The sequence below is a fragment of the uncultured Porticoccus sp. genome, from assembly GCF_963975625.1.
In the GTDB taxonomy this organism is placed as follows: Bacteria; Pseudomonadota; Gammaproteobacteria; order Pseudomonadales; family Porticoccaceae; genus Porticoccus.
This window is the reverse complement of record NZ_CAXBHS010000005.1, coordinates 162698-184984: the sequence shown is the minus strand read 5'-3', so window position 1 is coordinate 184984 and position 22287 is coordinate 162698. Positions and strand designations below refer to the sequence as shown.

Sequence of the window (22287 nt, the reverse complement as noted above, 5' to 3'; positions counted from 1 at the left end):
CTCTCTGAGCTATACTGTCAGAACGCCCTGGGGTGCTTGCCAGTCGACAAGTCCTTGAGCCGATAATCTGTAACCTGGAGGGTAACAGTCTGTACGGTGAGCAAGTCCGCGTGACGGAAAGCCTAAAGTATTGCGTTACCCACCACCTTGAACTTTACGGTTCAAGGCCACATTGACAGCGGCACTTCCGGGGATCCTCCAATCAACACCGAATAAGACCGAGCAGCGATGGACAACAAAGCCATTCGTAAAGAGATGCGTCAAAAACGCCAGTCGCTGTCCGCACCACAGCAAGCCGATGCCAGTCACGGACTTGCCCGGCAATTATGTCGGTTACCGGTCTTTCTGTTCGGCAAGAACATCGCTTTCTATCTGGCCAATGACGGCGAAATAGACCCGGGTATAGCGATGGGCATCGCCGAAGCGGCCGGCAAAGCCTGCCACCTACCCGTATTGCACCCACTGAAACAGAATCGTTTGCACTTTGTCCGTTACCGCACAGGACAACCGCTGACCGCCAACCGCTTCGGTATAGCCGAGCCCCCCCTGCGCCGTAACCGGATCGTTCCGCTACTTGCCATAGATGTGGTTCTTTTACCTATGGTCGCCTTTGACCGACAGGGCAACCGGCTGGGCATGGGCGGTGGTTTTTACGACCGCACGCTGAGTCAGAGTTTCAGGCTGACCAAATTCATTGGTTTAGCCCACAGCAGTCAGGAAACTGATAGTATTGCTCCGCAACCCTGGGATATCCCATTACAAGCCATCGTTACCGAACGGGATATTATTCAGATTCGTTAGTCCAGTCAGGTCAAGAAGCCTTTTCGATATGCGCAAAACCAAAATTATTTGTACTATTGGACCTGTTACCGAGTCCTACGACATGCTGGAACAATTGGCCAACGCCGGCATGAACGTGGTGCGACTCAATATGTCACACGGCGACCATGAATCCCACGCCAGGGTTATCAAGGCAGTCCGAACCCTCAACAAAAAACGCCACCATCCGATTGCCGTCCTGATAGACACGCAGGGCCCTGAAATTCGCACCGGTGACATCCACAATGAACTCGACCTGAAGCAGGGCGATGAAATCTCGGTGGTTGCGCGGGGCGAGGACGACGTGGAGGCAAGCTCCATTCGCATCAATTATGAAAACCTGATCGACGATGTGGAGATCGGCGATAAAATTACTGTGGATAACGGCCTAATCAATCTCGAGGTTCTCAGCAAGCAAGATCGCGTAATGCGCTGCCGCGTCGTCGATGGTGGCGTACTAAAAAGCAAGCGCCATGTGAATTTACCCGGCATCAGGGTAAATCTTCCTGCCATTACCGAAAAAGACAAGCGCGATATTGAATTCGCCATCGAACAGGAGGTGGATTTTATTGCGCTCTCTTTCGTGCGTGACGCCGAAGATATTCACCAACTGCACCAACTGCTCGGGGATAAAGCCGACAAAATCAAGGTGATCTCCAAGATCGAGGATCAGGAGGGCGTCAAGAACGTCCGGGAAATCATCAAGGTGTCGGACGGTTTGATGGTGGCGCGGGGCGATCTCGGCGTGGAGATTGCTATTGAGAAACTGCCCCGGGTGCAACGGCGCATTATTCGTCTCTGCGCCCAGGAAGGTAAACGGGTCATCGTTGCCACCCACATGCTGGAATCCATGATTGAAAACCCCATGCCCACCCGCGCCGAGGTCACGGACGTAGCCAATGCCGTCTATGAAGAAGCCGACGCCATCATGTTGTCCGGCGAGACTACCATCGGCAAATACCCGGTTAAATGTGTGGAGATCCTCGATCGTATCGCCCGTTCCATCGAACTCAGTCGGGGCCTTCGTTTTACCGATAACCTGATTCTCAAAAATGACAAGGAAGAGATTGCCGCCGCCGCCGTGAAGCTGGCTGAATCAATCAAAGCCAAAGCCATTATTGTGCCCACCCGCCGGGGACGCATGGCAGGTTATGTCACCAATTGCCACCCCCAGGCACCGATTATCTGCGCCTTTACCAACGACAGCCGCACTCGCCGTCAACTGGTACTGAACCGCAACGTCCTGAGCTTCCGTATCAACTTCAGTGAAGACCCGGAAAAAACCCTCGCCACAGCGGCCAACATCCTCATTGAGCGGGCCGAGTTTACCCCGGAGGACCGACTCGTGGTTATTTCCGACGCCCTCGCCGGATCCGGCATTGATGCCATTCAGATCCGAAAACTGGGCGATTTGTTGAAAGTGCCTATCGAGTAGCACCAGACAAGACGATGCTTAAGGTCTGCCGAATACTGGCAACACTTCTCATCAGCGGACTCCTCGGTACTGGCGTAGTATTCGGCGATACCGTCAAGCCAGCCAATGTGATTCTGTTTATCGGCGATGGCATGGATGAACACCAAATCACCATGGCACGCAATTACCTACTCGGGCCGGATGAGGGTCTCCTGGCGATGGAGCAATTGCCAGTGCGCAGTTCTGCCCGGGTTCAGACCCTGCTGGAAAACCGACCAGACCGGTTCACTTTTATCGCCGATAGCGCCAACTCCGCATCGACGCTGGCCACCGGCCAACTCACCAGCACCGGCCGCATTGCTACCAGCGCCGGAACGGACTTCGACCAACCCACCCTCCTGCAGGCCGCTCGCAAATCCGGATTCCTCACAGGACTGGTTACCACCGCCAGCCTGACCGATGCCACCCCCGCCGCGTTTGTTGCCCATACAGCACACCGCAATTGTCAGGGACCGGAGGATATGAATCGCCCCATCAGCTACGCGCCGCCCTCTCAGCAGTGCACCATCGACTCGAAACAACAGGGCGGCCCCGGCTCCATCGCAGAACAACTCATTGATGCCCGCGTTGATGTCTTGCTCGGTGGCGGCAAAAAATACTTTGCCCAGAAAAATCATGTGGGCGTACAACTGCTGGACCAGGCCAGGTCTCAGGGCTATCAACTGATCGACCATATCGGCCAACGGGATGCGTCAGATCAGCCACGACTGCTCGGTCTGTTTTCACCGGGACACCTGCCGGTGGAATGGATCGGCAGCGGCAACCGCAGGGCCGAGGCTGTCGAACTGGCGTCCGGAAAACCCGTGTTCGCCGCGCCTTTTGACTGCCTGAAAAACCCCCAACACAACGGCACACCGACGCTGGCCCAAATGACCAAAAAGGCACTTGCCCGGTTATCCAGAGACCCTTCGCGAGGCTTCTTTCTGATGGTCGAGGGAGCATCCATCGACAAGCAGGCCCATCGGCGCAACCCCTGTGGTCAGATTGGTGAATTGAATGCGCTGGACAGCGCAGTGACGGTCGGGCGCGAATTTGCCAAACAGCATCCCGGCACCCTGGTCATCGTCACGGCCGATCATGGTCAAGCCGGCCAGGTTGTCCCCCTGCCCGACGACTACAGGGCCATGACCGAATCGTTGAAAAGCCCTCAATACCCCCCGGGGTATTACGCCGTACTGAAAACCCGGCACGGTGGCCTGATGGCTGTTGGCTATGCCACCAATGCTCCACCCCACGGGGGATGGGAACAGCACACAGGGGTCGATGTTCCCGTGTTTCTGGAGGGAATTGACGGGCGGGAAGTTCCAGCGTCGATGAGTCAGCGGGATATTTTCCGGTTAATGCGAGCGCATTTGCAGCTGCCCTGAGCGGCCGCGCCGATAATACTGCTAACCCAGCAGGATGCCGATACCCAGCAGCACCGGAGTCAACAACACCAACAATACATTCTTGCCCAGGGCGGGCACCATGGCCGGAATATCGCCACCACTACCCAGCAGATCACGAGTAATCAGCAGTCCCAGTGGCAGGGTGGTCAATGCCAGCAATGCCGGCCACGGCAAAAGACCAAGCACCACGCCGATCACCACAGAACCGTATGCGCCCAGCAGCAACAACCGGTAAATACGAACACTGGCCACCACCCCCAGCAATACCGGAAAATGACGTCGACCCACCGCCCGATCTGCATCGATATCCGGGAGCTGATTGAGCAATAACAGGGCATTGACCAGAAAGAACACCGCCCAGCCAACGGATTGTCCAGCGGCGAAAAAATCCCCTGTCAAAACATAGACGGTCCCGTTAACCATCAGCAGCCCGAAACCCACACCGGGGGATACCAGGCACGCCATCGGCATTCGGTTTATCAGGCGGGTGTAGGCAACGATAATCAATCCACCCAACAGGCCCAGCGAGAGAATTCCCGGTCCCACCCGCCATGAAAAGTAGACGCCGATCAGCACCATGAGCAGAAAAGCACCGATAAAAAGCCACAGTGCAGTGCCCAGCAGAAAAGGCCGGTCGGGCAGCGTCCCGCTACCACCGCTGAACGGCGTTCGATGGGTGATATTATCGAGGCCGCTTTTAAAGTCCTGGTATTCGTTGAGCGCGTTGACCGCCACATGAGCCGCCAGTGCGCCCACAACAATCAACAACAGCAGATCTAGTGGCAATCTGCCGGTTAGCTGAAAACTGACCGCGGCAGCTGGAAACAGTACCGCCGGCGTCAACAGCAGGAAAGGGCCTCTGGCAATCGCAAATATGGCCTGGAATCGCCGGGCTATCAGCACGAGATGACCTCCCCATTTTCCCCAGACGCTAGCTCAGAAAAAACTGGTAAGCGGGATTTTGGGTCTCTTCCTTCCAGGTGTAACCCAGCTGGTCAAGGAACTGACTCACCAGCTTCTGTTCGCCCAATGGCACCTGCAGGCCCACCAGAACCCGTCCATAGGCAGCGCCGTGATTGCGATAGTGGAACATGGAAATATTCCACTGCCCACCCAGCTGGTTGAGGAAATTCATCAGTGCTGCAGGCCGCTCGGGAAACTCAAAGCGGTACACCACCTCTTCGGTCGCCTCCGGCGCACGGCCGCCGACCATATGACGAATGTGCAGCTTGGCCATTTCGTTGTCAGTCATATCCACCAGCGGATACCCCTTGTCGGTCAGATCCGCCACCAGTTGCTGACGATCCTCATCACCGGAGACCTGCACACCGACAAAGATATGGGCCTCGGCGGGATCGCCCATGCGGTAGTTGAACTCGGTAATGTTGCGCTTGCTGAGAGAGGTGCAAAAGGCCTTGAAGCTGCCCGGTTGTTCGGGAATCGTCACCGCCAGAATCGCCTCGCGTTTTTCACCAATTTCCGTGCGCTCGGAGATATAGCGAAGCCTGTCAAAATTGATATTGGCGCCACAATCCACCGCCAGTAGCGTCTGCCCTTTTACACCAGTGCGCTCGACATATTTTTTCAGTCCGGCCAGACCCAGCGCTCCGGCGGGTTCACAAATGGATCGGGTATCCTCAAAGGTATCCTTGATCGCCGAACAGATCTCGTCCACCGACACGGTAATCACTTCATCAATGCTATTGCGGAGTACTCGAAAGGGTTCCTTGCCAATCTGGGCCACGGCCGCACCATCGGCGAAGAGACCCACATGTTTCAAGCGCACCCGACGACCCGCTTTCATCGCGGCATCAAGACAGGCCGCATCCTCCGGCTCCACGGCGATCACCTTGACTTCAGGTCGCACATACTTAATGTATGCCGCCATCCCCGCCGCCAAACCGCCACCCCCAACCGCAATGAACACCGCATCAAGCGGACCGGATACCTGCCGTAAAATTTCCATCGCAATGGTGCCCTGACCGGCAATCACATCGGGATCATCAAATGGATGGATATACGTCATGCCCTTTTCCGTCACCAGCTTGAGCGCATAGTCCGAGGCTTCATCATAGGTGTCACCCTGCAGGACGACCTTTGCCCCACGGGCCCGTACCGCATTGACCTTGATCTGTGGTGTGGTGGTCGGCATGACAATGATTGCCTTGACACCCAGTTTTTTGGCGGCCATGGCGAGGCCCTGGGCGTGATTTCCCGCCGATGCAGCGACCACGCCTTTGGCGAGTTGCTCCTCAGTGAGGCAGAGCATCTTGTTGTAAGCCCCGCGCAATTTAAAGGAAAACACCGGTTGCAAATCTTCCCGTTTCAGTAGCACCCGGTTACCGAGACGCTGGGACAATTGTGCGGCCTCATCTACCGGGGTTTCCACCACCAGATCATAGATACGGGCATTTAGGATACGTTTTACGTAGTTTTGTGGCATTTTTCTGGATACTGTCCAATTAGGTTATCAACGGGCAATAGTAAATTTTCCCCTCTGACAACACCAGCGCTGCGGGGGATTATCTGTCTTTTCGTCCGTTGATCCGTATAATCAGCCTCTTCTGAAATCGGGCAAACAGAACCATGAGCGCACCATCGAACAGCCAGGATGCCATGAAACAGGCCGTCGCCGCCGCCGCTGTGGAATTCACTCTGCAACGCATCGACGACAAAAGCACCATTGGCATTGGTACCGGCTCAACGGCCAATGCCTATATCGACTTGCTGGCAGAACACAAGGCCAAAATAACGGGTACGGTGGCCAGCTCCGAGGCCTCAGCCGAGCGGTTGCGGAGCCATGGTATTCCCGTCTACGACTTGAACAGTGTCGATGAGATTACCCTCTATGTGGACGGCGCCGACGAGGTAAACCCCCACCTGGAGCTGATCAAGGGTGGCGGCGGCGCCCTCACCCGCGAAAAAATCGTTGCGGCGGTGGCTCGCGAATTTCTCTGTATTGCCGACCAATCCAAGTGGGTCGAACATCTGGGCACCTTTCCACTACCGGTGGAAGTGATCCCCATGGCACGCAGTCATGTGGCCCGTGAACTGGTCAAGCTGGGTGGTGATCCGGTCTACCGACAGGGTGTAGTGACAGATAATGGCAACGTCATTCTCGACGTACACCACCTCTTCCCCATCAGTCCGGTACGCAAACTGGAAGAGCAGATCAACAATATCACCGGGGTGGTCTGCAATGGCCTGTTTGCCCTGCGCCCGGCAGATGCTCTGATGCTCGGCACATCGGCCGGCGTCAAGACCATCTACCCGGGCTGACTGCTGTCAGCGGCGCTACATCACCTGTAGGGGCGGTTCTGCCATCGCGGCGAACTGCTCGCGCAATTCAAGAATGTGTTCACTCCAGTAACGCACCGTATTGAACCAGGGAAACCCCATGGGGAAGGCAGGGTCGCTCCAGCGACGCGCCAACCAAGCCGCGTGATGAATAATCCGCAGTGAGCGAAAAGCTTCCACCAGCTGCAATTCGCGTGGGTGAAAATCAAAGAACTGGTTGTAGCCGTCAATAATTTCCGATAATTGCGCTGTCTGGCGATCCCGGCTCCCGGACAGCAGCATCCAGATATCCTGAATGGCCGGTGCCATTCGCGCATCGTCCAGATCGACAAAATGTGCATTGTCATCACGCCACAGGATATTACCGGCATGGCAATCCCCATGGACCCGGATATAGTCGATGGAACCGGCATTGGCAATCGTTTGATCCACTGCCTGGAGCAGATCCCTCACCAGTGAGTCGTAGGCTTCCTTCAGCTCGGAGGGAATAAACTGTTCGCTGACCAGTGCTGCGGCCTCGTGGCCAAAAATCCTGCTGGTCAGGGTTGGCCGGTACACAAAGGGGCGCACGGCCCCCACGGCGTGGATACGTCCCAGCAATTTGCCCAGCAAATAGAGATTATCGAGATTATCCAGCTCCGGACCATACCCCCCTTTCCTCGGGTACAGCGCAAAACGGTAGTCTTTGTATTCGAACAGGCTGCGCCCCCGGTCATCGCGAATGGGGGCCACCACGGGCAACTCATGGGCTTCCAGTTCAAAACAGAACTGGTGCTCTTCGAGGATCTGATCGTCGCTCCAGCGACCGGGGCGATAAAACTTGCCAATTAACGGCTGACGATCCTCTATGCCAATCTGGTAAACCCGATTTTCATAGCTATTGAGGGGGAATTGCCGCCCATCGCAGTGATAGCCAATGCTCTCCACCGCATCCATGACGATCTCGGGCCCGAGCCGATAAAACGGCTGCTCCTCAGGATTGACAGCGTGACTGACCTCCCGCTGCTCATCGCTGTTCATGAGGATTGGACATTGTGGTCGGCGAGTAGCTGCCTGTTGTCTCGAACAACCTTTGCATAAAAGAACAGCCCAAACGCCCAGAACATCATGCCTGACCACAGCAACCAATGCAGGAACTGCTCACCGACCAGTATCTCCGACGCCATCATCGCACCCACAATAGCAAACAGGGGTATTGTCAGAATCAGTGGTGAGAACCGTCCACTGCTATCCAGTTTTGCCAGCAAGCCCATCAAATAGGCTGCGACAAAAAATCCGGCAGCACCCACCAGACCATACGCCGTGAGATAACCGGTTTTGTCCGGTTTAACCTGCAATAACGCAACGGCCACCAACACCAGCACCCCCGCCACAGCAACGGGCAGCAAAAAACCCAGGCGGGCCGCCAAAACTGCGCTCAGCAAAGCACCGCAGACTCTGGCCAGCAAAAGAAGCATGATCGCCGAAGCACCCAACCCCAATACCGGCTGCACTGTTTCAAACTGCAGTTGATGCGACGACCAGAACAGGCCATACCCCAAAAAGATCAACAACCCGGCCACTGCCACCTGAAGCAACTGTTTGTCGGCCTGACTGTTGCGACTGCTGAGCAGACTCAGACGTTTGGCGCCGCTGGTGGGCAGCAGGCGGCTCAGCAATACCGTCAGGAATGCCAACCCGGCCAGCGCCAATAGCACCTGCTTGGGGTCGATACCCGGTGCAAACGACGGCACCAGAAAAGTGAGCCCAGCAGCCGTCAGGGCCTGGACGAGAAGTGCCCAGGCAAAACTGCTGACCGGTTTCGCCGTATCGCCCAGACAACTGACCACCACACTCAGCCCGAAACCGGCAAACAGACCCGCCAGACCATGGCAGACCATCAGCCACAGTGCGCCGGAGGCCAGAGCTGCTCCCGATAAGGCGAGGGCAGAGCCGAGCCCTCCAATCAAGACCAAACGCCGCCAATCACCCAAACGGATAAAAAATAATGCCAGTCCCGAGGCCAGCAGTGCCCCTGCCGAAAAGAGTCCCGGTAACAGCCAGTGGTGCAATGACACAGCCGCCGCCAGGTCCTGCTGAAAATAGGGCAACGCCTGCCAGTAAAATGACAGACACAACCCCACCAGTATCGCCGTCAGGCGCACACCAAAACGGTTCACATCCGCACGTTTCTTTTCAAACAGAATTGAAGACATTTCCGTTATCCGCCCCTCGCTTTGAAAGGGGGGTACTTTGCTGCCTGCAGAAATAAATGTCCAGATGGATTTATTGTAATGAAACGACTGGCCGACCTGGCTGTGGTGACATCAATTTGTCACAGCAACTTCATTTTTCTGACATAGAGGCTTGCTAGCCTCGTCAGCGAATATGAAAAGAAATGAAAAGGAAAAAGCCATGAACAAGGTACAACAAACAAAACAGAACGAACCCTCTATCAACAACTTGATGCGCGATCAAGCCGCCAACTTCTTTGTTGAGGTAACAGGCTCCGGCGAACGTATTTACCACTGGATTGATACTCGGGTAGATATGTTGTCCAGCACCAAGCTTTGGGAAATTTTGCGTATCTCGGAAATACCCGGCTGTGATCTGGAAGCGGCTTTTATTGATGCCATTACCAATGAGCTGATTCGCCGCACCGATTATTTCGACGGGCGCCCACGGCTGCCGAGGCACTGACTGGCAGGAGTTCAAATCCCGTAAACGGCTACCTTCGTGTGCACCTACCAGCAACACTATTCGCTGCTCAAACCCACGAATGCAAACCGCTTCACCCTTACCCCATTCCGTTCGACCATCTCGTCGAACATGGCCAGCGGGCGAATCCACAGCTGGCTCTCGCCATAAAGTGGCCGATAGACTACATGCCAGTCACCGGTTTCACTGTGACGGGCCAAATCGGTCACCTCATACAAGCTACCCTTGAAATGTCGGTAACGTCCCAGCGGAATCAATGTCCCGTCACTCAAAAGAACCCCGAACCCGAAGGCTTTAACCTAGAGGATCGTAAACTAAAGGACCTTGAACTAAAGGAACTTGAACTAAAGAACCCCGAGGATCTTTTCTGCGGCACTGACATCGACCTTACCCTCAGGTTCTATTGCCAGATGGGTCACCACACCATCCTCTGCAACCAGCGCAAACCGCTGGCAGCGCAGGCCCATACCATGACCAGTGGCATCCATCTCGAGACCCAGTTTTTTGGTGAGTTCACCGTTGCCATCGGCCAGCATCAGTAGCGCGTCGGCATTCTGGTCCTTGCTCCAGGCATCCAACACAAAGGCATCATTGACCGCCATACAGACAATGGTATCGACCCCTTTCGCCTTGATACGATCCGCGTTGGTCACATAACCTGGCAGGTGGCTGAGAGAGCAGCCGGGGGTGAATGCCCCCGGCACGGCAAAAAGCACAACCTTTTTACCCTTGAATACACGATCAGTGGTGATATCTTCCGGCCCCTTTTCACCCGGGGTTTTGAGAGTCAAAGCGGGAATAGTGTCGCCAACAGAAATAGTCATAACTACACCTTTTATCCATATCAAAAAATTTGATCCGGCACACAATACCGAAAAGAGAAAGGATTCGGCATGAAGCGCCGGTCGCCACGTATCAGCGTGCCACCACTTCGGTAGACACGGCAAGCAGGTCACCCAACTCTACCAACAGCCGGTCACCGGGGGCCAGAGGGCCAACACCGGCGGGCGTGCCGGTGAGGACAATGTCGCCAGGCATCAGTGTAAAAAAACCGGAGATATAGGCGATCAGTTGCGTAACCGGTGTCAACATCATGGCGGTACTGCTCTGCTGGCGCAAGTCACCATTGACCGTCAATCGTATTGGCAAGTCCTGCAGATCGGCGACCCGGGCGCGATCCACAAATGCAGAAGTTGGGCAGGCCCCATCAAAGGCCTTGGCCTTATCCCAGGGAAGCCCTTTCTGTTTGAGTTGCAATTGCAGCTCGCGCAGGGTGAGATCCAGCGCCACCCCCACCCCGGCAATCGCAGCGTCGGCCTCCTGTTCGTTGCACTGACACAGTTGTTCGCCGATCAGCACCGCCATTTCTATCTCATGGTGGCAGGCACCCAGGGTGGTTGGTATCGCAATCGGTTGTTCCAGAAATGCCAACGCCGTCGATGGCTTCATGAACAGTACCGGCTCGGCGCCGGGCTGGATGTTCATCTCGCTGATATGATCACGGTAGTTAAGTCCCACGCATACCACCTTGCCCGCGGGAATCTGCCCGGAAAGGCCATCGGCAAAATGGATACAATGATCAAAGTAATGCATCGTCGAGCCCCTTTCTGTCGCTGAGTGCCAGCCAACCCCTGACAATCCGATAGATATACCAGATGTAGAGTAGACCGAGAATGAGGAAGCCGACCAGCACCAGGGTCAGTAGCCAACCGACAACCAGACCTGCCAGTAACCACCAAAAGGTTCTGATCTGCCAGTTGAAATGCGATTCAAGGTAGGTCCCCCGCACTTCATCCCGCTTGAGATAATTTACGATGATGCCCGCCACCGCTGTCAATCCGATCACCAGGCTGATGATTTGCAGGATGTAGACCATTTGCGTGAGATCCCTCAACTGCCCGCTCACTTGAGGCACGGCCTTCTTCACTGTTCCGTCCGTGCCGGTAAGCTGCGCCGCATGCCCGAATCGTGATGGCACCTTCTCATCCGACATCAGTGGAAGCTCTCGTCAGACTGCATCAAATATCTTGCCCGGATTCATGATGCCATTGGGATCGAACACCTGCTTGACCTGACGCATCAACTGCACCTCTGTGGCGGAGCGCGAGTGTTCAAGGTAATCCTTTTTCAGCAAACCGACACCGTGCTCGGCAGAGATACTACCGTTGAATTGCCCTACCAGCGCTGCAATCTGCTGGCTGGCCACACTGCATTGCTCGGCGAACTGCTCCACAGGCAGGTCATCCGGTTTCAGAATGTTCAGGTGCAGATTGCCATCGCCGATATGGCCGTACCAGACCAACTCAAAGTCCGGGTATTCTGCGGCAGCCAGTGATTCCACCTCGGCGAGAAATTCCGGCATGCGTGAAACATTCACGCTGATATCATTTTTATAGGGCTTCCAGCGGGACAGGGTCTCCGACATATCCTCGCGCAATTTCCAGAGATTCTCCGCCTGTGAGAGGCTCTGACTGATGACGCCATCAAGTACCCAGCCCTCCATGACGCAGGTTTCAAACAGCGCCATCGCCTGATCCAACTGCGTCTCGGACAGTGACTCGAATTCTACCAGCGCATAAAACGGTGCTTCAGATTCAAAGGGTGCGGGCACATCGCTGTGGACCAATACTTTTTCCATGCCGTTGTGGGTAAAGAATTCGAAGGCTGTTAGCTCCATACCATCGTTGTAGGTTTTCAGGACATCGATAATGCTGGGAAAATCCACCACCCCCAACACCAGTACACTCAACTCCTTTGGCGGCCGGGTGAGTCCAATAGTGGCCTCGGTAATAATGCCCAAAGTGCCCTCTGAACCAATAAACAGGTGCCGAAAATCCAGGCCCGTGTTGTTCTTCACCAGACCATGATTCAGCTCGAGGATATCGCCATTGCCGGTGACCACCTTCAGACCAAGCACCCAGTTGCGGGTCATGCCATAGCGAATGACTTTGATACCGCCGGCATTGGTCGCAATATTGCCGCCAATCTGGCTTGAACCAGTCGATGCGAAATCAACCGGATAGAATAATCCCTGTTGCTCGGCAAAGGCCTGCAACTGCTGAGTGATCATGCCCGCCTGCACCGTCACACTGCGGTCAATGGCATTGAATGCCACGACCTCGTTCATCCGGTCCAGCACTAGGACGATCTCACCGTTCAGGGCCACAGCCCCGCCACTGAGGCCTGTGCGCCCCCCGGAGGGAACCACGGCGATGCGCTCGGCAATGGCCAGCTGAATGATGGCCTGCACTTCCTCGGTGCTCCCCGGCAATACTACGACACCGGGTGACGGCGACCAAAGGGTCGTGCGATCGACGCCGTACTGCTGAAATGAAGTTTCATCCGTCAGCACACGCTGCTGACCGACGATCTCACGTAATTTTTCAATGACCGGGGGGGCAACAGTCATCTGGCGGACCTCCACAAAAAGGGGCAGTTATCGAAGGGCGTGCATGGTATCATAGCCGCCTTTTTTTCAGGTAGCAGTACGGGCCACCCAACCGAGGAGTGTATGGTCAATTTTTCTCTCGATAAGTCCAAGATCAAATTTCTCCTGCTTGAAGGCGTGCATCCCTCTGCGGTAGAGACACTCAAAGCTTCTGGCTACAGCAACGTCGAGTATCTTAAAGCGGCACTGTCAGAAGAACAGCTGATCGAAAAGATCCGGGACTTCCACTTCGTCGGGATTCGCTCCCGCACCCAACTCAATCGCCAGGTATTTGAAGCTGCCAGACGGTTGATCGGCGTGGGCTGTTTCTGCATCGGCACCAACCAGGTGGATCTGCAGGCAGCCACAGAACACGGCATAGTGGTATTTAACGCGCCCTATTCCAACACCCGCAGTGTCGCAGAATTGATTATTGCTGAAACCATCATGCTGATGCGGGGCATTCCCGAAAAGAATGCTGCTGCCCACCGCGGTGACTGGCTCAAAACGGCCACGGCCTCTCACGAAGTTCGAGGCAAAACCCTCGGCATTGTTGGCTACGGCAATATCGGCAGTCAGCTCAGCGTCATGGCCGAATCCATGGGCATGCGGGTGAAGTTTTACGATGTGGTCACCAAACTCCCCCTGGGCAATGCAGAACAGGTCGGTTCTCTCAAAGAGCTATTGGAGCTGGCCGATGTGGTTTCACTCCATGTGCCCGACAACCCCGCCACGCGCAACATGATTCGTGCAGAACAGCTTGCTGCCATGAAAACCGGCGCCATCCTGATCAATGCCGCTCGCGGCAAAGTAGTGGATATTGATGCACTGTGCGACCGACTGGAGAACAAACAACTCGGTGGTGCAGCTATTGATGTTTTCCCGGTTGAGCCGAAGTCCAACCAGGAAGAATTCGTATCACCTCTGCGCAAGTATGACAACGTCATACTGACGCCGCATATCGGCGGCTCCACCCAGGAAGCACAGGAAAATATTGGCCTGGAAGTCGCTGAAAAACTGGTCAGGTACAGCGATACCGGTGCCACCATCAGTGCTGTCAACTTTCCCCAGGTATCGCTGCCCTCCCACAGTGGAGCCCACCGCCTGTTGCACGTGCACCACAATGTGCCGGGCGTGATGACGGCCATCAACCATGTGTTTTCCGACAACAACATCAATGTCAGCAGCCAATACCTGCAGACCAATGAGTCTGTAGGCTATGTAGTGCTGGATGTGGACAGGGAATACAGTGATGTGGCACTGAAGGCACTCAAGGCCATTGATGGCACCATTCGCTGCCGGGTGCTGTTCTAGAATCTCACCAGAGACCGGTGGACACCCGACTGCCGGTTCTTTCCACTACGCCACCTAGCCCTCACCGAGCGACTTGAAGACCCGGTCTCGCATGTCATCGATCTCATTGACCAGATGGTGCCCGGCACCGGGGATCAATACCAGTTCAAAGTTGGGGAATTTTTTGCGGATCGACGCCACATTATAGCGCCAGTCCACCGTGCCGTCACAATCGCCCTGAACCACCTTTAACGGATAGTCACTGGGCGGCAGCGCGGCAAACTCCTCTGTCCAGCGTTTCATCGATGCCACCCATTCAATGGGAATGTAGTTGTACTGCAACGGATCACAGTTGATCAGAAATTCGTTAAATGCCTCGTTGGTGGTATTGGGGCGGAATGTCCGTGATACTTTTTTCAGCACCCGGTGAAACAGCTTGTAGGTGCGCAGACTTTTCATCCACTCCCTGGGCCGGATGAGTGGCGCCAGCACAGTGACCGCAGTGAGATCATTCGGGTAGTGGTAGGGTTTGGCCGCCATGACATACTTCATCAGAATAGCGCCTCCCGTGCTTTGACCAATCCCTTTCCAGGGTCTGGGAAAACTGCTCACACATTTTTGCAGCAGGTCGGAAAACACATCCACGTAGCGATCAAAGCTGTCGATACTGACCCGCTCGCCACTGGACAGGCCATGCCCCGGCAGATCAAATGCCACCACGGCATAACCCCGCTGCAGCAGGTAGTGAATCAAATGGCCATAAAGCCCGACATGATCAAAGTAGCCGTGTACCAACAGGTAGGTGCCACGCGGACTCTCCGGCAACCAGTAATGGGTGGCCAGCTGGAAATCGCCGGAGGCGAAGGTACCCATGCAATGACTGACCGCCGTCAACGAGTCTGGCGGTATCAGCCCGTAGTGACGCAGGTAAGCCATTTCGTCTGGCGTCTTGTCCCGCCGATCCTGCTCAGAATCGAATGTCAGCGGCAACAAACCACTGCTCACGCGTTCCAGCAGAGCATCATGCAAGGACTCTCGAGTGTCAGTCACGCAGGGCAGCGGATTGTCACCCATCTTTTTTAATTACCAGACTGACCAGCCTGCTCACCAGGGGCGCCACCACCAACACCGCCGGGAACGCAACCACAAAGGCAAAGCCCCATGCATGAAGCCAAATCTGCAGAATATTGTCCACCAGACCGACATTAAAAATACTGATCACCAGGGACATCAGACAGGACATCAGCCCTGCCATAAAAAAGGCAAACACCAGATGCTGATACTTACTAAGGATCATTGTTCTGCCCCGTCTGCCTAATTGACCTGGGGATCCAGTTCGCCGGACTGGTAACGCTCGGACATTTTATCCAGGTTGTAGGGCCTGATTTTGCCGGCATTGCCCGCGGTACCGAAGGACTCATAGCGGGCCACACAAATCTCTTTCATGGCATCCGTGCTCGCCTTCAGGTATTTGCGCGGATCAAACTCGGATTTATGACTCGCGAGAAACCGGCGCACGGCACCCGTAGAGGCCAGACGCAAGTCAGTATCTATATTGATTTTGCGCACCCCGTGCTTGATACCCTCAACAATTTCCTCCACTGGCACACCGTAGGTTTCCGCAATATCGCCGCCAAACTCATTAATGATTTCCAACCAGTCCTGTGGCACAGAGGAGGACCCGTGCATCACCAGATGGGTATTGGGGATCCGGGCGTGAATCGCCTTGATTCGCTCTATAGCAAGGATATCGCCCGTGGGCGGACGGGAAAACTTGTATGCCCCATGGGACGTACCAATGGCTATCGCCAACGCATCAACCGCAGTCCGCGACACGAAATCCGCAGCTTCCTCCGGGTCCGTCAGCATCTGCTCGTGGGACAACATCCCCTCAGCACCGACACCATCTTCCTCACCGGCCTGACCGGTTTCCAGCGAACCCAGACACCCCAATTCACCCTCGACGGAAACTCCGCCAGCATGTGCCATATCAACCACGCGCCGAGTGACTTCAACATTGTAATCATAGGAGGCCGGTGTCTTGCCGTCCTCCTGAAGGGAACCATCCATCATCACGGAGCTGAAGCCCAGTTGGATAGACCGCTGGCAGATTGCCGGGCTGGTGCCATGATCCTGATGCATGCAGACCGGTATATGGGGGAACTCCTCAATCGCCGCCAGAATCAGGTGACGCAAAAAAGGCGCGCCGGCGTATTTGCGCGCACCGGCTGAAGCCTGCACGATCACCGGGGAATCCGTCTGATCTGCGGCTTCCATAATGGCGCGCATCTGTTCCAGGTTGTTGACATTGAATGCCGGCACGCCATAGCTGTGCTCAGCAGCATGGTCCAGCAACTGTCGCAGTGAAATAAGTGCCATGTAATTATCCTTCCATCCTGTTTGGTTACTTGCCGCCGGGGAATGGCTTTTCAGCACTCACCGGGTGCCGTGAAAAACTGGTCTGCCGTCAAGAGGTCGCACGCGACTCAAGCATCGCCACTGCGGGCAGGGTTTTACCTTCCACATATTCCAGAAAAGCTCCCCCACCAGTTGAAATGTAGGAAACCCTGTCGGCAATGCCGTATTTGTCGACTGCTGCCAGCGTATCGCCACCGCCCGCTATCGAAAACCCGTCATTGGCGGCAATGGCATTGGCGATGGCTTCGGTTCCGGCACCAAACTGGTCAAACTCAAAAACACCCACCGGGCCATTCCAGATAATTGTACCTGCACCTTCGAGTATTTCGGTCAACACCTTGATGGTATTCGGACCAATATCAAGAATCATATCGTCTTCCGCCACATCCGCCACCGCCTTCAGCGTCGCTTCGGCCGTGGCGGAAAACTCGCCCGCGACGACCACATCGCTGGGCAGTGGAATGCTTGTTTTGGACATCAACTGTTTGGCCTCGGGCAGGAGATCGTGCTCACAAAGGGATTTGCCGACAGGTAGTCCCGACGCGGCGAGAAAGGTATTGGCAATACCACCCCCGACGATCAGCTGATCCACTTTTTCTGACAGTGTTTCAAGCACGGTCAGCTTCGTGGAAACCTTGGCACCTCCGACGATAGCCACCAGCGGACGAGCGGGATTGGCCAGTGCTTTTTCCAGTGCCTCCAGCTCGCCCGCCAGCAGTGGGCCGGCGCAAGCCAGTGGCGCAAACTTTGCGACACCGTGGGTGGAAGCCTGGGCGCGATGAGCCGTGCCGAAGGCATCCATGACAAAAATATCACAAAGCGATGCATAGGCTTTCGCCAGCACCTCATCATCCTTTTTCTCGCCGGCGTTAAAGCGCACATTCTCCAGCAATATCAATTGCCCATCCTGCTCGATACCCTTTTGCCAATCGCGAACAAGCGGTATCTCTCGCCCCAGCAAGACACCCAACCGGTCGGCCACCGGTTGCAAGGAAAACTCGGCATCAAACTGCCCTTCGACCGGACGTCCAAGATGGGACATCAGGATGACCGTGGCACCGGCCTGGAGCGCCAATTCAATAGTGGGTAGCGTTGCCCGCAATCTGGCATCGGATGTAACAACACCATTGCGGACAGGGACATTGAGGTCTTCACGAATCAGCACCCGCTTGCCCGTCAGGTTCAGATCCGTCATCTTGAGTACATTCAATGGCATGGTGATTACTCTGTCTCTGCTTATTGTATTTCAGGTTATTTGGACCCGGAAATGGACAGCCAGTGATTTACCAGCTCCACCATCCGGTTGGCGTAGCCCCACTCGTTATCAAACCAGAGCAGCACTTTCACCAGATGCCGTTGGCTGACCCTGGTCTGCCCCGCGTCCACGATACCGCTGCGTGGATCATGGTTGAAATCACAGGAGGCCAGTGGCTCCTCGGTATAACCGAGTATGCCGGTCAGCTCAGTGTCAGCGGCAGCCGCCAGCACCCGGTTTATGGTAGCGACATCGACGTCTGTATTGAGCAATATGGAAAGATCAATCGCAGACACATTCAACGTGGGAACACGCATGGCCTGAGCTTCAAAACGGCCCTTGAGTTCCGGCAGCAGGCGGTCGATGCCTCGCGCCAACTGGGTGTCCACCGGAATAATGGATTGCATCGCAGCACGGGTTTTACGCAAGTCTGTGTGATGGTAGGCATCGATAACGGGCTGGTCATTCATAGCCGAGTGAATTGTGGTGATCACCCCACCCTCTACTCCAAACACCCGTTGGAGGGTTTTAATCACCGGGATCACACAATTGGTGGAACAGGAGGCATTGGATATTACCGTCTCTTCACCGGTCAGGATCCCCTCATTGACACCCAACACGATGGTGGCATCAACGGTTGCTTCAGCCGGCTGGGAAAACAACACTTTCTTTGCTCCCGAACGCAGATGCCCCTCGGCAGTCTGACGATCAGTGAACGTGCCGCTGCATTCCAGCACCACATCCACTCCCAGTTCACCCCAGGGAAGGCTGGCAATATCCTCACGGTGATAGACCGAAATGGCATCGCCATTGACTGTCAGGGTATCGCCCAGAACCTCTACTGTCCCGGGAAAACGGCCATGGGTGGAATCGTATTTGGTCAGGTGGGCGATGGTCTTGCAGTCAGCTGGTTCGTTTATGGCAATGACCTGGATGCGTTCGCGGAACCCGGACTCATAGAGAGCCCGCAAGACCGAACGGCCTATTCGACCATAACCATTAATTGCCACACGAATCATTGAGCTGAATTCTCCTTTATCGGCGACGCGACGTCCCGCCTACAATACGGCTTTGACAGCTTCAACCACATTCTCCACGGTGAAACCAAACTGCTTCATCAGCTGATCACCGGGAGCAGACTCCCCAAAGGTGGACATGCCAACTACCCTGCCATCGAGGCCTACGTACTTGTACCAGTAATCCCGGTGCCCTGCCTCCACGGCTACCCGCACTCTAACCTCGGGCGGCAACACACTGTCCCGATAGGCTGAGTCCTGAGCGTCAAATAATTCAGCACAGGGCATGGAAACGACCCTTACCGCCACCCCCTTGCTTCTCAACTCTCCGGCAGCATCCATAGCCAGTGACACTTCTGAACCCGTCGCAATCAGTATCGCTTTGGGCTTGCCATCGCAGTCTTTCAGCACGTAACCACCGCGCTGGATATTGTTCAGTTGAGCTTCGGATCGCGACATCGGGGCCAGGCCCTGCCGGGAAAAGACCAGAGCACTTGGACCGTTCTTGCGAACAATTGCCTGCTTCCAGCTCACCGCCGCTTCCACTGTATCGCAGGGGCGCCAGGTGTGCAGATTGGGGGTTGCCCGAAGTGCTGTGAGCTGCTCCACCGGCTGATGGGTGGGGCCATCTTCGCCCAACCCGATGGAGTCGTGGGTATAAACAAAAATGCTTCGTTGTTTCATCAAGGCGGCCATACGCACCGCGTTCCTGGCGTATTCCATGAACATCAGGAACGTGGCGCCATACACGACAAAACCACCGTGCAGCACAAGGCCATTCATGATAGCGCTCATACCAAATTCGCGAACGCCATAATACAGGTAGTTCCCCGACGCATCGTCAGCAGTGATGCCCTGGCAACCGGACCACAGTGTGAGATTGGATCCAGCCAGGTCTGCAGAACCACCCAGCAGTTCAGGCAGCAGTGGCCCAAACGCATTGAGACAGTTTTGCGAGGCTTTGCGGGAGGCCACTTTTTCCATGGCTTGCTGACACTGGTGAATATAGGCATCGGCCTGATCAATAAATGTCGCCGGCAGGTCCCCTTTGATACGCCTGATAAATTCAACCGCCAAATCGGGGTGTGCAGCCCGGTAGCGCTCGAGCTTCTCCTGCCAGTCAGACTGGGACTTACTACCCTTTTCACAGGCATTCCAGCCACGATAAATCTCGTCTGGCACATCAAAGGGGCCATGGTTCCATTGCAGTTGTTGGCGGGCCAATGAAATTTCTTCAGCACCCAGAGGAGCTCCGTGACAATCTTCCTTACCCTGCTTGTTTGGCGAGCCAAAACCGATGATCGTTTTACAGCAAATCAGGGTGGGCTTTTCCTCATCCATTCTGGCAATTTCGATGGCCGCTTTGATGGCAGTGGCATCATGGCCATCCACATCAGGGATTACCTGCCAGCCATAGGCCTCAAAACGGGCCGGGGTGTCATCGGTAAACCAGCCAGCTACTTCACCGTCGATGGAAATGCCGTTGTCATCATAGAAGGCAATCAGCTTACCCAGCTTGTGGGTTCCCGCCAGAGAACTGACCTCATGGGATATTCCCTCCATCAGGCAGCCATCGCCCAGAAAACAGTAGGTATAGTGGCTGACGATTTCATGTCCCGGGCGATTGAACTGCGCTGCCAGAATTTTCTCTGCCAATGCCATACCCACGGCATTGCTAAGCCCCTGCCCCAATGGACCCGTGGTCGTCTCAACCCCCGGGGCATAGCCATATTCCGGGTGGCCAGGTGTTTTTGAATGCAATTGCCGAAAATTTTTCAATTCATCCAGTGGCAAGTCGTAGCCACTCAGATGCAACAGGGAGTACAACAGCATGGAGCCGTGGCCATTGGACAAGACAAACCGGTCACGATTAGCCCAGGCGGGGTCGGCCGGGTTGTGTACCAGGTAATCGTTCCATAACACCTCAGCGATATCCGCCATCCCCATGGGAGCACCGGGGTGACCGCTATTGGCTTGTTGAACAGCGTCCATACTCAGGGCGCGGATGGCATTGGCTAGATCACGTCTGGAAGGCATTTGGAACAGGCTCCTGGAGGGCAAATCGGGGAAATCGAAAGGGGCGCTATTTTCTCGTACTCGCGCAGCACAGTAAACAACCAATAGCACGCTACACCTATATCAAACTATTTTGATATAGATTTTCAGCTGTGTTAGAGTCGCCCCATGATCACCAGCCCTCAACCCGCAACCTGGGAATCTACCGGGTCAGACACCGATTCCCTTGCCACGCTTTGCAAGGCGGCCGGTGATCCCCTGCGGGTGGATATCCTCAGGGTATTGCGACACAACGCCTACGGCGTACTGGAATTAAGTGAAATTCTGGATATTGGCCAGTCCGGGATGAGCCATCATTTGAAAATACTTACCAAAGCGGGTCTGACGGCCACCCGCAGGGAAGGCAATAGCATTTTTTACCGGCGGTCGCCGATACCGGAGGAACCACGACTTCAGTCGTTACACCGCGCCCTGTTCGCCGCCATTGACCAGACTGAACCCAGCCTAAAATTGCAACGACGCATACAGCATATCAATGATGAGCGGACCCGGGCATCGACTGTTTTTTTTGAACAGAATGCAGACCGGTTTCACAGCAATCAGGATTTGATTGCCAGCTTCGATCAATATGGTGAGCCCGTCACGGACTTTCTGGATGCAACACCGGGATTCCGAGGCACGGTACTTGAGGTTGGCCCCGGGGAAGGAGGCTTTTTACCTGCGCTCTCCCTGCGCTTTGATCAGGTTATTGCATTGGATACATCGGCGGAGATGCTCAACCGCTCGCGTGAATTTGCCGAATCACGCAATCTGGCAAATATACAGTTTATCCACGGCGATACCGGACTTGCTGTCGAGCATTCTCTCAACCCTGATTACATTACCCTTAACATGGTACTGCACCACACCTCGGATCCAGCGCTGATTTTTAAACATCTCGCCGAGCTCCTGGTACCCGGTGGAGCACTGATCGTGACTGAGCTCTGTCATCACGATCAAAGCTGGGCCCGCGAAAACTGTGGCGATCTATGGCTTGGCTTTGAACCGGAGGATCTCAGCAGTTGGGCATCAGCTGCGGCCCTGACTGAAGGAGAAAGCCTGTTTCTGGCCCAACGCAATGGCTTTCAGGTTCAACTGAGACAATTTTTTAAACCCAATCCCAATCGGAAGTAGCTGATGCTAATCAG

Annotated in this window: 22 protein-coding genes and 1 other RNA gene; 8 read left to right on the top strand and 15 right to left on the bottom strand. The window is 55.1% G+C overall.

Annotated elements, in window-relative coordinates; genetic code table 11:
• The first annotated feature begins 21 nt into the window (after window positions 1-21).
• The 4 genes from ssrS to AACZ64_RS06740 all read left to right on the top strand — a co-directional run bounded on the left by ssrS (window position 22) and on the right by AACZ64_RS06740 (window position 3660).
• A non-coding RNA gene (gene ssrS, locus AACZ64_RS06755) (6S RNA) lies at window positions 22-198 on the top strand.
• Between the two features lie 30 nt (window positions 199-228).
• Window positions 229-801, top strand: a complete 573-nt coding sequence (locus AACZ64_RS06750) for a 5-formyltetrahydrofolate cyclo-ligase (protein WP_293614582.1) — start codon at window positions 229-231, stop codon at window positions 799-801.
• 28 nt (window positions 802-829) lie between these two features.
• Window positions 830-2254, top strand: a complete 1425-nt coding sequence (gene pyk, locus AACZ64_RS06745) for a pyruvate kinase (RefSeq protein WP_293614581.1) — start codon at window positions 830-832, stop codon at window positions 2252-2254.
• A gap of 14 nt (window positions 2255-2268) precedes the next feature.
• Window positions 2269-3660 carry an alkaline phosphatase gene (locus AACZ64_RS06740; protein ID WP_293614580.1) on the top strand — a complete coding sequence of 464 codons (1392 nt, stop codon included), beginning with the start codon at window positions 2269-2271 and terminating at the stop codon, window positions 3658-3660.
• A 21-nt stretch (window positions 3661-3681) separates the two neighbouring features.
• On the opposite strand, the gene AACZ64_RS06735 is transcribed toward AACZ64_RS06740, so the two are convergent.
• Both AACZ64_RS06735 and ilvA read right to left on the bottom strand, forming a co-directional pair.
• Entirely contained in the window at window positions 3682-4584 is a 903-nt protein-coding gene (locus tag AACZ64_RS06735) for a prenyltransferase (protein ID WP_293614579.1), read from the bottom strand.
• 28 nt (window positions 4585-4612) lie between these two features.
• Window positions 4613-6124: a threonine ammonia-lyase, biosynthetic gene (gene ilvA, locus AACZ64_RS06730; protein WP_036858720.1), complete on the bottom strand. Its 1512-nt coding sequence runs from the start codon at window positions 6122-6124 to the stop codon at window positions 4613-4615.
• A 143-nt stretch (window positions 6125-6267) separates the two neighbouring features.
• On the opposite strand from ilvA, the gene rpiA reads away from it, so the two are divergent.
• Window positions 6268-6960: a ribose-5-phosphate isomerase RpiA gene (rpiA, locus tag AACZ64_RS06725; RefSeq protein ID WP_293614578.1), complete on the top strand. Its 693-nt coding sequence runs from the start codon at window positions 6268-6270 to the stop codon at window positions 6958-6960.
• A 15-nt stretch (window positions 6961-6975) separates the two neighbouring features.
• On the opposite strand, the gene AACZ64_RS06720 is transcribed toward rpiA, so the two are convergent.
• Both AACZ64_RS06720 and AACZ64_RS06715 read right to left on the bottom strand, forming a co-directional pair.
• A complete protein-coding gene (locus AACZ64_RS06720) occupies window positions 6976-7998 on the bottom strand; it encodes a serine/threonine protein kinase (protein WP_293614577.1) in 1023 nt (340 codons plus the stop codon).
• On the bottom strand, window positions 7995-9173 hold the full coding sequence (locus AACZ64_RS06715) for a hypothetical protein (protein WP_293614576.1): 1179 nt from the start codon (window positions 9171-9173) through the stop codon (window positions 7995-7997). Before AACZ64_RS06715 ends, AACZ64_RS06720 begins: the two co-directional genes overlap by 4 nt.
• A 199-nt stretch (window positions 9174-9372) precedes the next feature.
• Between AACZ64_RS06715 and AACZ64_RS06710 the strand changes: the two genes are divergently transcribed.
• Entirely contained in the window at window positions 9373-9657 is a 285-nt protein-coding gene (locus AACZ64_RS06710; protein WP_293614575.1) for a hypothetical protein, read from the top strand.
• Between the two features lie 56 nt (window positions 9658-9713).
• Here the strand turns inward: AACZ64_RS06710 and AACZ64_RS06705 are convergent, their stop codons facing one another.
• The 5 genes from AACZ64_RS06705 to AACZ64_RS06685 form a co-directional block, all read right to left on the bottom strand.
• Window positions 9714-9947: a DUF1653 domain-containing protein gene (locus AACZ64_RS06705; RefSeq protein WP_293614574.1), complete on the bottom strand. Its 234-nt coding sequence runs from the start codon at window positions 9945-9947 to the stop codon at window positions 9714-9716.
• A gap of 72 nt (window positions 9948-10019) precedes the next feature.
• The gene (locus tag AACZ64_RS06700) at window positions 10020-10499 is read right to left on the bottom strand and encodes a peroxiredoxin (protein WP_293614573.1); all 480 of its coding nucleotides are present in this window, start codon (window positions 10497-10499) and stop codon (window positions 10020-10022) included.
• Between the two features lie 91 nt (window positions 10500-10590).
• Window positions 10591-11268 carry a fumarylacetoacetate hydrolase family protein gene (locus AACZ64_RS06695; RefSeq protein WP_293614572.1) on the bottom strand — a complete coding sequence of 226 codons (678 nt, stop codon included), beginning with the start codon at window positions 11266-11268 and terminating at the stop codon, window positions 10591-10593.
• Window positions 11255-11668: a hypothetical protein gene (locus AACZ64_RS06690; protein ID WP_293614571.1), complete on the bottom strand. Its 414-nt coding sequence runs from the start codon at window positions 11666-11668 to the stop codon at window positions 11255-11257. The genes AACZ64_RS06695 and AACZ64_RS06690 overlap by 14 nt, the downstream gene beginning before the upstream one ends.
• A gap of 15 nt (window positions 11669-11683) precedes the next feature.
• A complete protein-coding gene (locus AACZ64_RS06685) occupies window positions 11684-13084 on the bottom strand; it encodes an FAD-binding oxidoreductase (RefSeq protein WP_293614570.1) in 1401 nt (466 codons plus the stop codon).
• Window positions 13085-13186: 102 nt separating this feature from the next.
• On the opposite strand from AACZ64_RS06685, the gene serA reads away from it, so the two are divergent.
• Window positions 13187-14416 carry a phosphoglycerate dehydrogenase gene (gene serA / locus AACZ64_RS06680; RefSeq protein WP_293614569.1) on the top strand — a complete coding sequence of 410 codons (1230 nt, stop codon included), beginning with the start codon at window positions 13187-13189 and terminating at the stop codon, window positions 14414-14416.
• A gap of 54 nt (window positions 14417-14470) precedes the next feature.
• Here serA and AACZ64_RS06675 read toward each other — a convergent pair whose 3' ends face one another.
• The 6 genes from AACZ64_RS06675 to tkt form a co-directional block, all read right to left on the bottom strand.
• Complete coding sequence (locus tag AACZ64_RS06675) at window positions 14471-15469, bottom strand: alpha/beta hydrolase (protein WP_293614568.1); 999 nt, start codon at window positions 15467-15469, stop codon at window positions 14471-14473.
• A complete protein-coding gene (locus AACZ64_RS06670) occupies window positions 15462-15692 on the bottom strand; it encodes a DUF2798 domain-containing protein (protein WP_293614567.1) in 231 nt (76 codons plus the stop codon). The genes AACZ64_RS06675 and AACZ64_RS06670 overlap by 8 nt, the downstream gene beginning before the upstream one ends.
• 17 nt (window positions 15693-15709) lie before the next feature.
• The gene (gene fba, locus AACZ64_RS06665; RefSeq protein WP_293614566.1) at window positions 15710-16774 is read right to left on the bottom strand and encodes a class II fructose-bisphosphate aldolase; all 1065 of its coding nucleotides are present in this window, start codon (window positions 16772-16774) and stop codon (window positions 15710-15712) included.
• Window positions 16775-16862: 88 nt separating this feature from the next.
• Complete coding sequence (locus AACZ64_RS06660) at window positions 16863-18029, bottom strand: phosphoglycerate kinase (RefSeq protein ID WP_272981595.1); 1167 nt, start codon at window positions 18027-18029, stop codon at window positions 16863-16865.
• 35 nt (window positions 18030-18064) lie between these two features.
• Window positions 18065-19087, bottom strand: a complete 1023-nt coding sequence (locus tag AACZ64_RS06655) for a glyceraldehyde 3-phosphate dehydrogenase NAD-binding domain-containing protein (protein ID WP_036858732.1) — start codon at window positions 19085-19087, stop codon at window positions 18065-18067.
• Window positions 19088-19126: 39 nt separating this feature from the next.
• A complete protein-coding gene (gene tkt / locus AACZ64_RS06650; RefSeq protein WP_293614565.1) occupies window positions 19127-21121 on the bottom strand; it encodes a transketolase in 1995 nt (664 codons plus the stop codon).
• Window positions 21122-21268: 147 nt separating this feature from the next.
• Here tkt and AACZ64_RS06645 point away from each other — a divergent pair, with 147 nt between their 5' ends.
• Window positions 21269-22273, top strand: coding sequence for a metalloregulator ArsR/SmtB family transcription factor (locus AACZ64_RS06645; protein ID WP_339639802.1), 1005 nt, complete (start codon window positions 21269-21271; stop codon window positions 22271-22273).
• Window positions 22274-22287 lie beyond the last annotated feature (14 nt).

Excerpts from the sequence above, each read along its gene's own strand:
- AACZ64_RS06695 (WP_293614572.1), bottom strand. The coding sequence starts at position 11,268 with ATGCATTACTTTGATCATTGTATCCATTTTGCCGATGGCCTTTCCGGG.
- AACZ64_RS06710 (WP_293614575.1), top strand. The coding sequence starts at position 9,373 with ATGAACAAGGTACAACAAACAAAACAGAACGAACCCTCTATCAACAAC.
- AACZ64_RS06750 (WP_293614582.1), top strand. The coding sequence starts at position 229 with ATGGACAACAAAGCCATTCGTAAAGAGATGCGTCAAAAACGCCAGTCG.
- serA (WP_293614569.1), top strand. The coding sequence starts at position 13,187 with ATGGTCAATTTTTCTCTCGATAAGTCCAAGATCAAATTTCTCCTGCTT.
- AACZ64_RS06720 (WP_293614577.1), bottom strand. The coding sequence starts at position 7,998 with ATGAACAGCGATGAGCAGCGGGAGGTCAGTCACGCTGTCAATCCTGAG.
- AACZ64_RS06715 (WP_293614576.1), bottom strand. The coding sequence starts at position 9,173 with ATGTCTTCAATTCTGTTTGAAAAGAAACGTGCGGATGTGAACCGTTTT.
- AACZ64_RS06740 (WP_293614580.1), top strand. The coding sequence starts at position 2,269 with ATGCTTAAGGTCTGCCGAATACTGGCAACACTTCTCATCAGCGGACTC.
- fba (WP_293614566.1), bottom strand. The coding sequence starts at position 16,774 with ATGGCACTTATTTCACTGCGACAGTTGCTGGACCATGCTGCTGAGCAC.
- AACZ64_RS06675 (WP_293614568.1), bottom strand. The coding sequence starts at position 15,469 with ATGGGTGACAATCCGCTGCCCTGCGTGACTGACACTCGAGAGTCCTTG.
- ilvA (WP_036858720.1), bottom strand. The coding sequence starts at position 6,124 with ATGCCACAAAACTACGTAAAACGTATCCTAAATGCCCGTATCTATGAT.
- AACZ64_RS06700 (WP_293614573.1), bottom strand. The coding sequence starts at position 10,499 with ATGACTATTTCTGTTGGCGACACTATTCCCGCTTTGACTCTCAAAACC.
- pyk (WP_293614581.1), top strand. The coding sequence starts at position 830 with ATGCGCAAAACCAAAATTATTTGTACTATTGGACCTGTTACCGAGTCC.
- AACZ64_RS06660 (WP_272981595.1), bottom strand. The coding sequence starts at position 18,029 with ATGCCATTGAATGTACTCAAGATGACGGATCTGAACCTGACGGGCAAG.
- AACZ64_RS06685 (WP_293614570.1), bottom strand. The coding sequence starts at position 13,084 with ATGACTGTTGCCCCCCCGGTCATTGAAAAATTACGTGAGATCGTCGGT.
- tkt (WP_293614565.1), bottom strand. The coding sequence starts at position 21,121 with ATGCCTTCCAGACGTGATCTAGCCAATGCCATCCGCGCCCTGAGTATG.
- rpiA (WP_293614578.1), top strand. The coding sequence starts at position 6,268 with ATGAGCGCACCATCGAACAGCCAGGATGCCATGAAACAGGCCGTCGCC.
- AACZ64_RS06645 (WP_339639802.1), top strand. The coding sequence starts at position 21,269 with ATGATCACCAGCCCTCAACCCGCAACCTGGGAATCTACCGGGTCAGAC.
- AACZ64_RS06690 (WP_293614571.1), bottom strand. The coding sequence starts at position 11,668 with ATGTCGGATGAGAAGGTGCCATCACGATTCGGGCATGCGGCGCAGCTT.
- AACZ64_RS06655 (WP_036858732.1), bottom strand. The coding sequence starts at position 19,087 with ATGATTCGTGTGGCAATTAATGGTTATGGTCGAATAGGCCGTTCGGTC.
- AACZ64_RS06670 (WP_293614567.1), bottom strand. The coding sequence starts at position 15,692 with ATGATCCTTAGTAAGTATCAGCATCTGGTGTTTGCCTTTTTTATGGCA.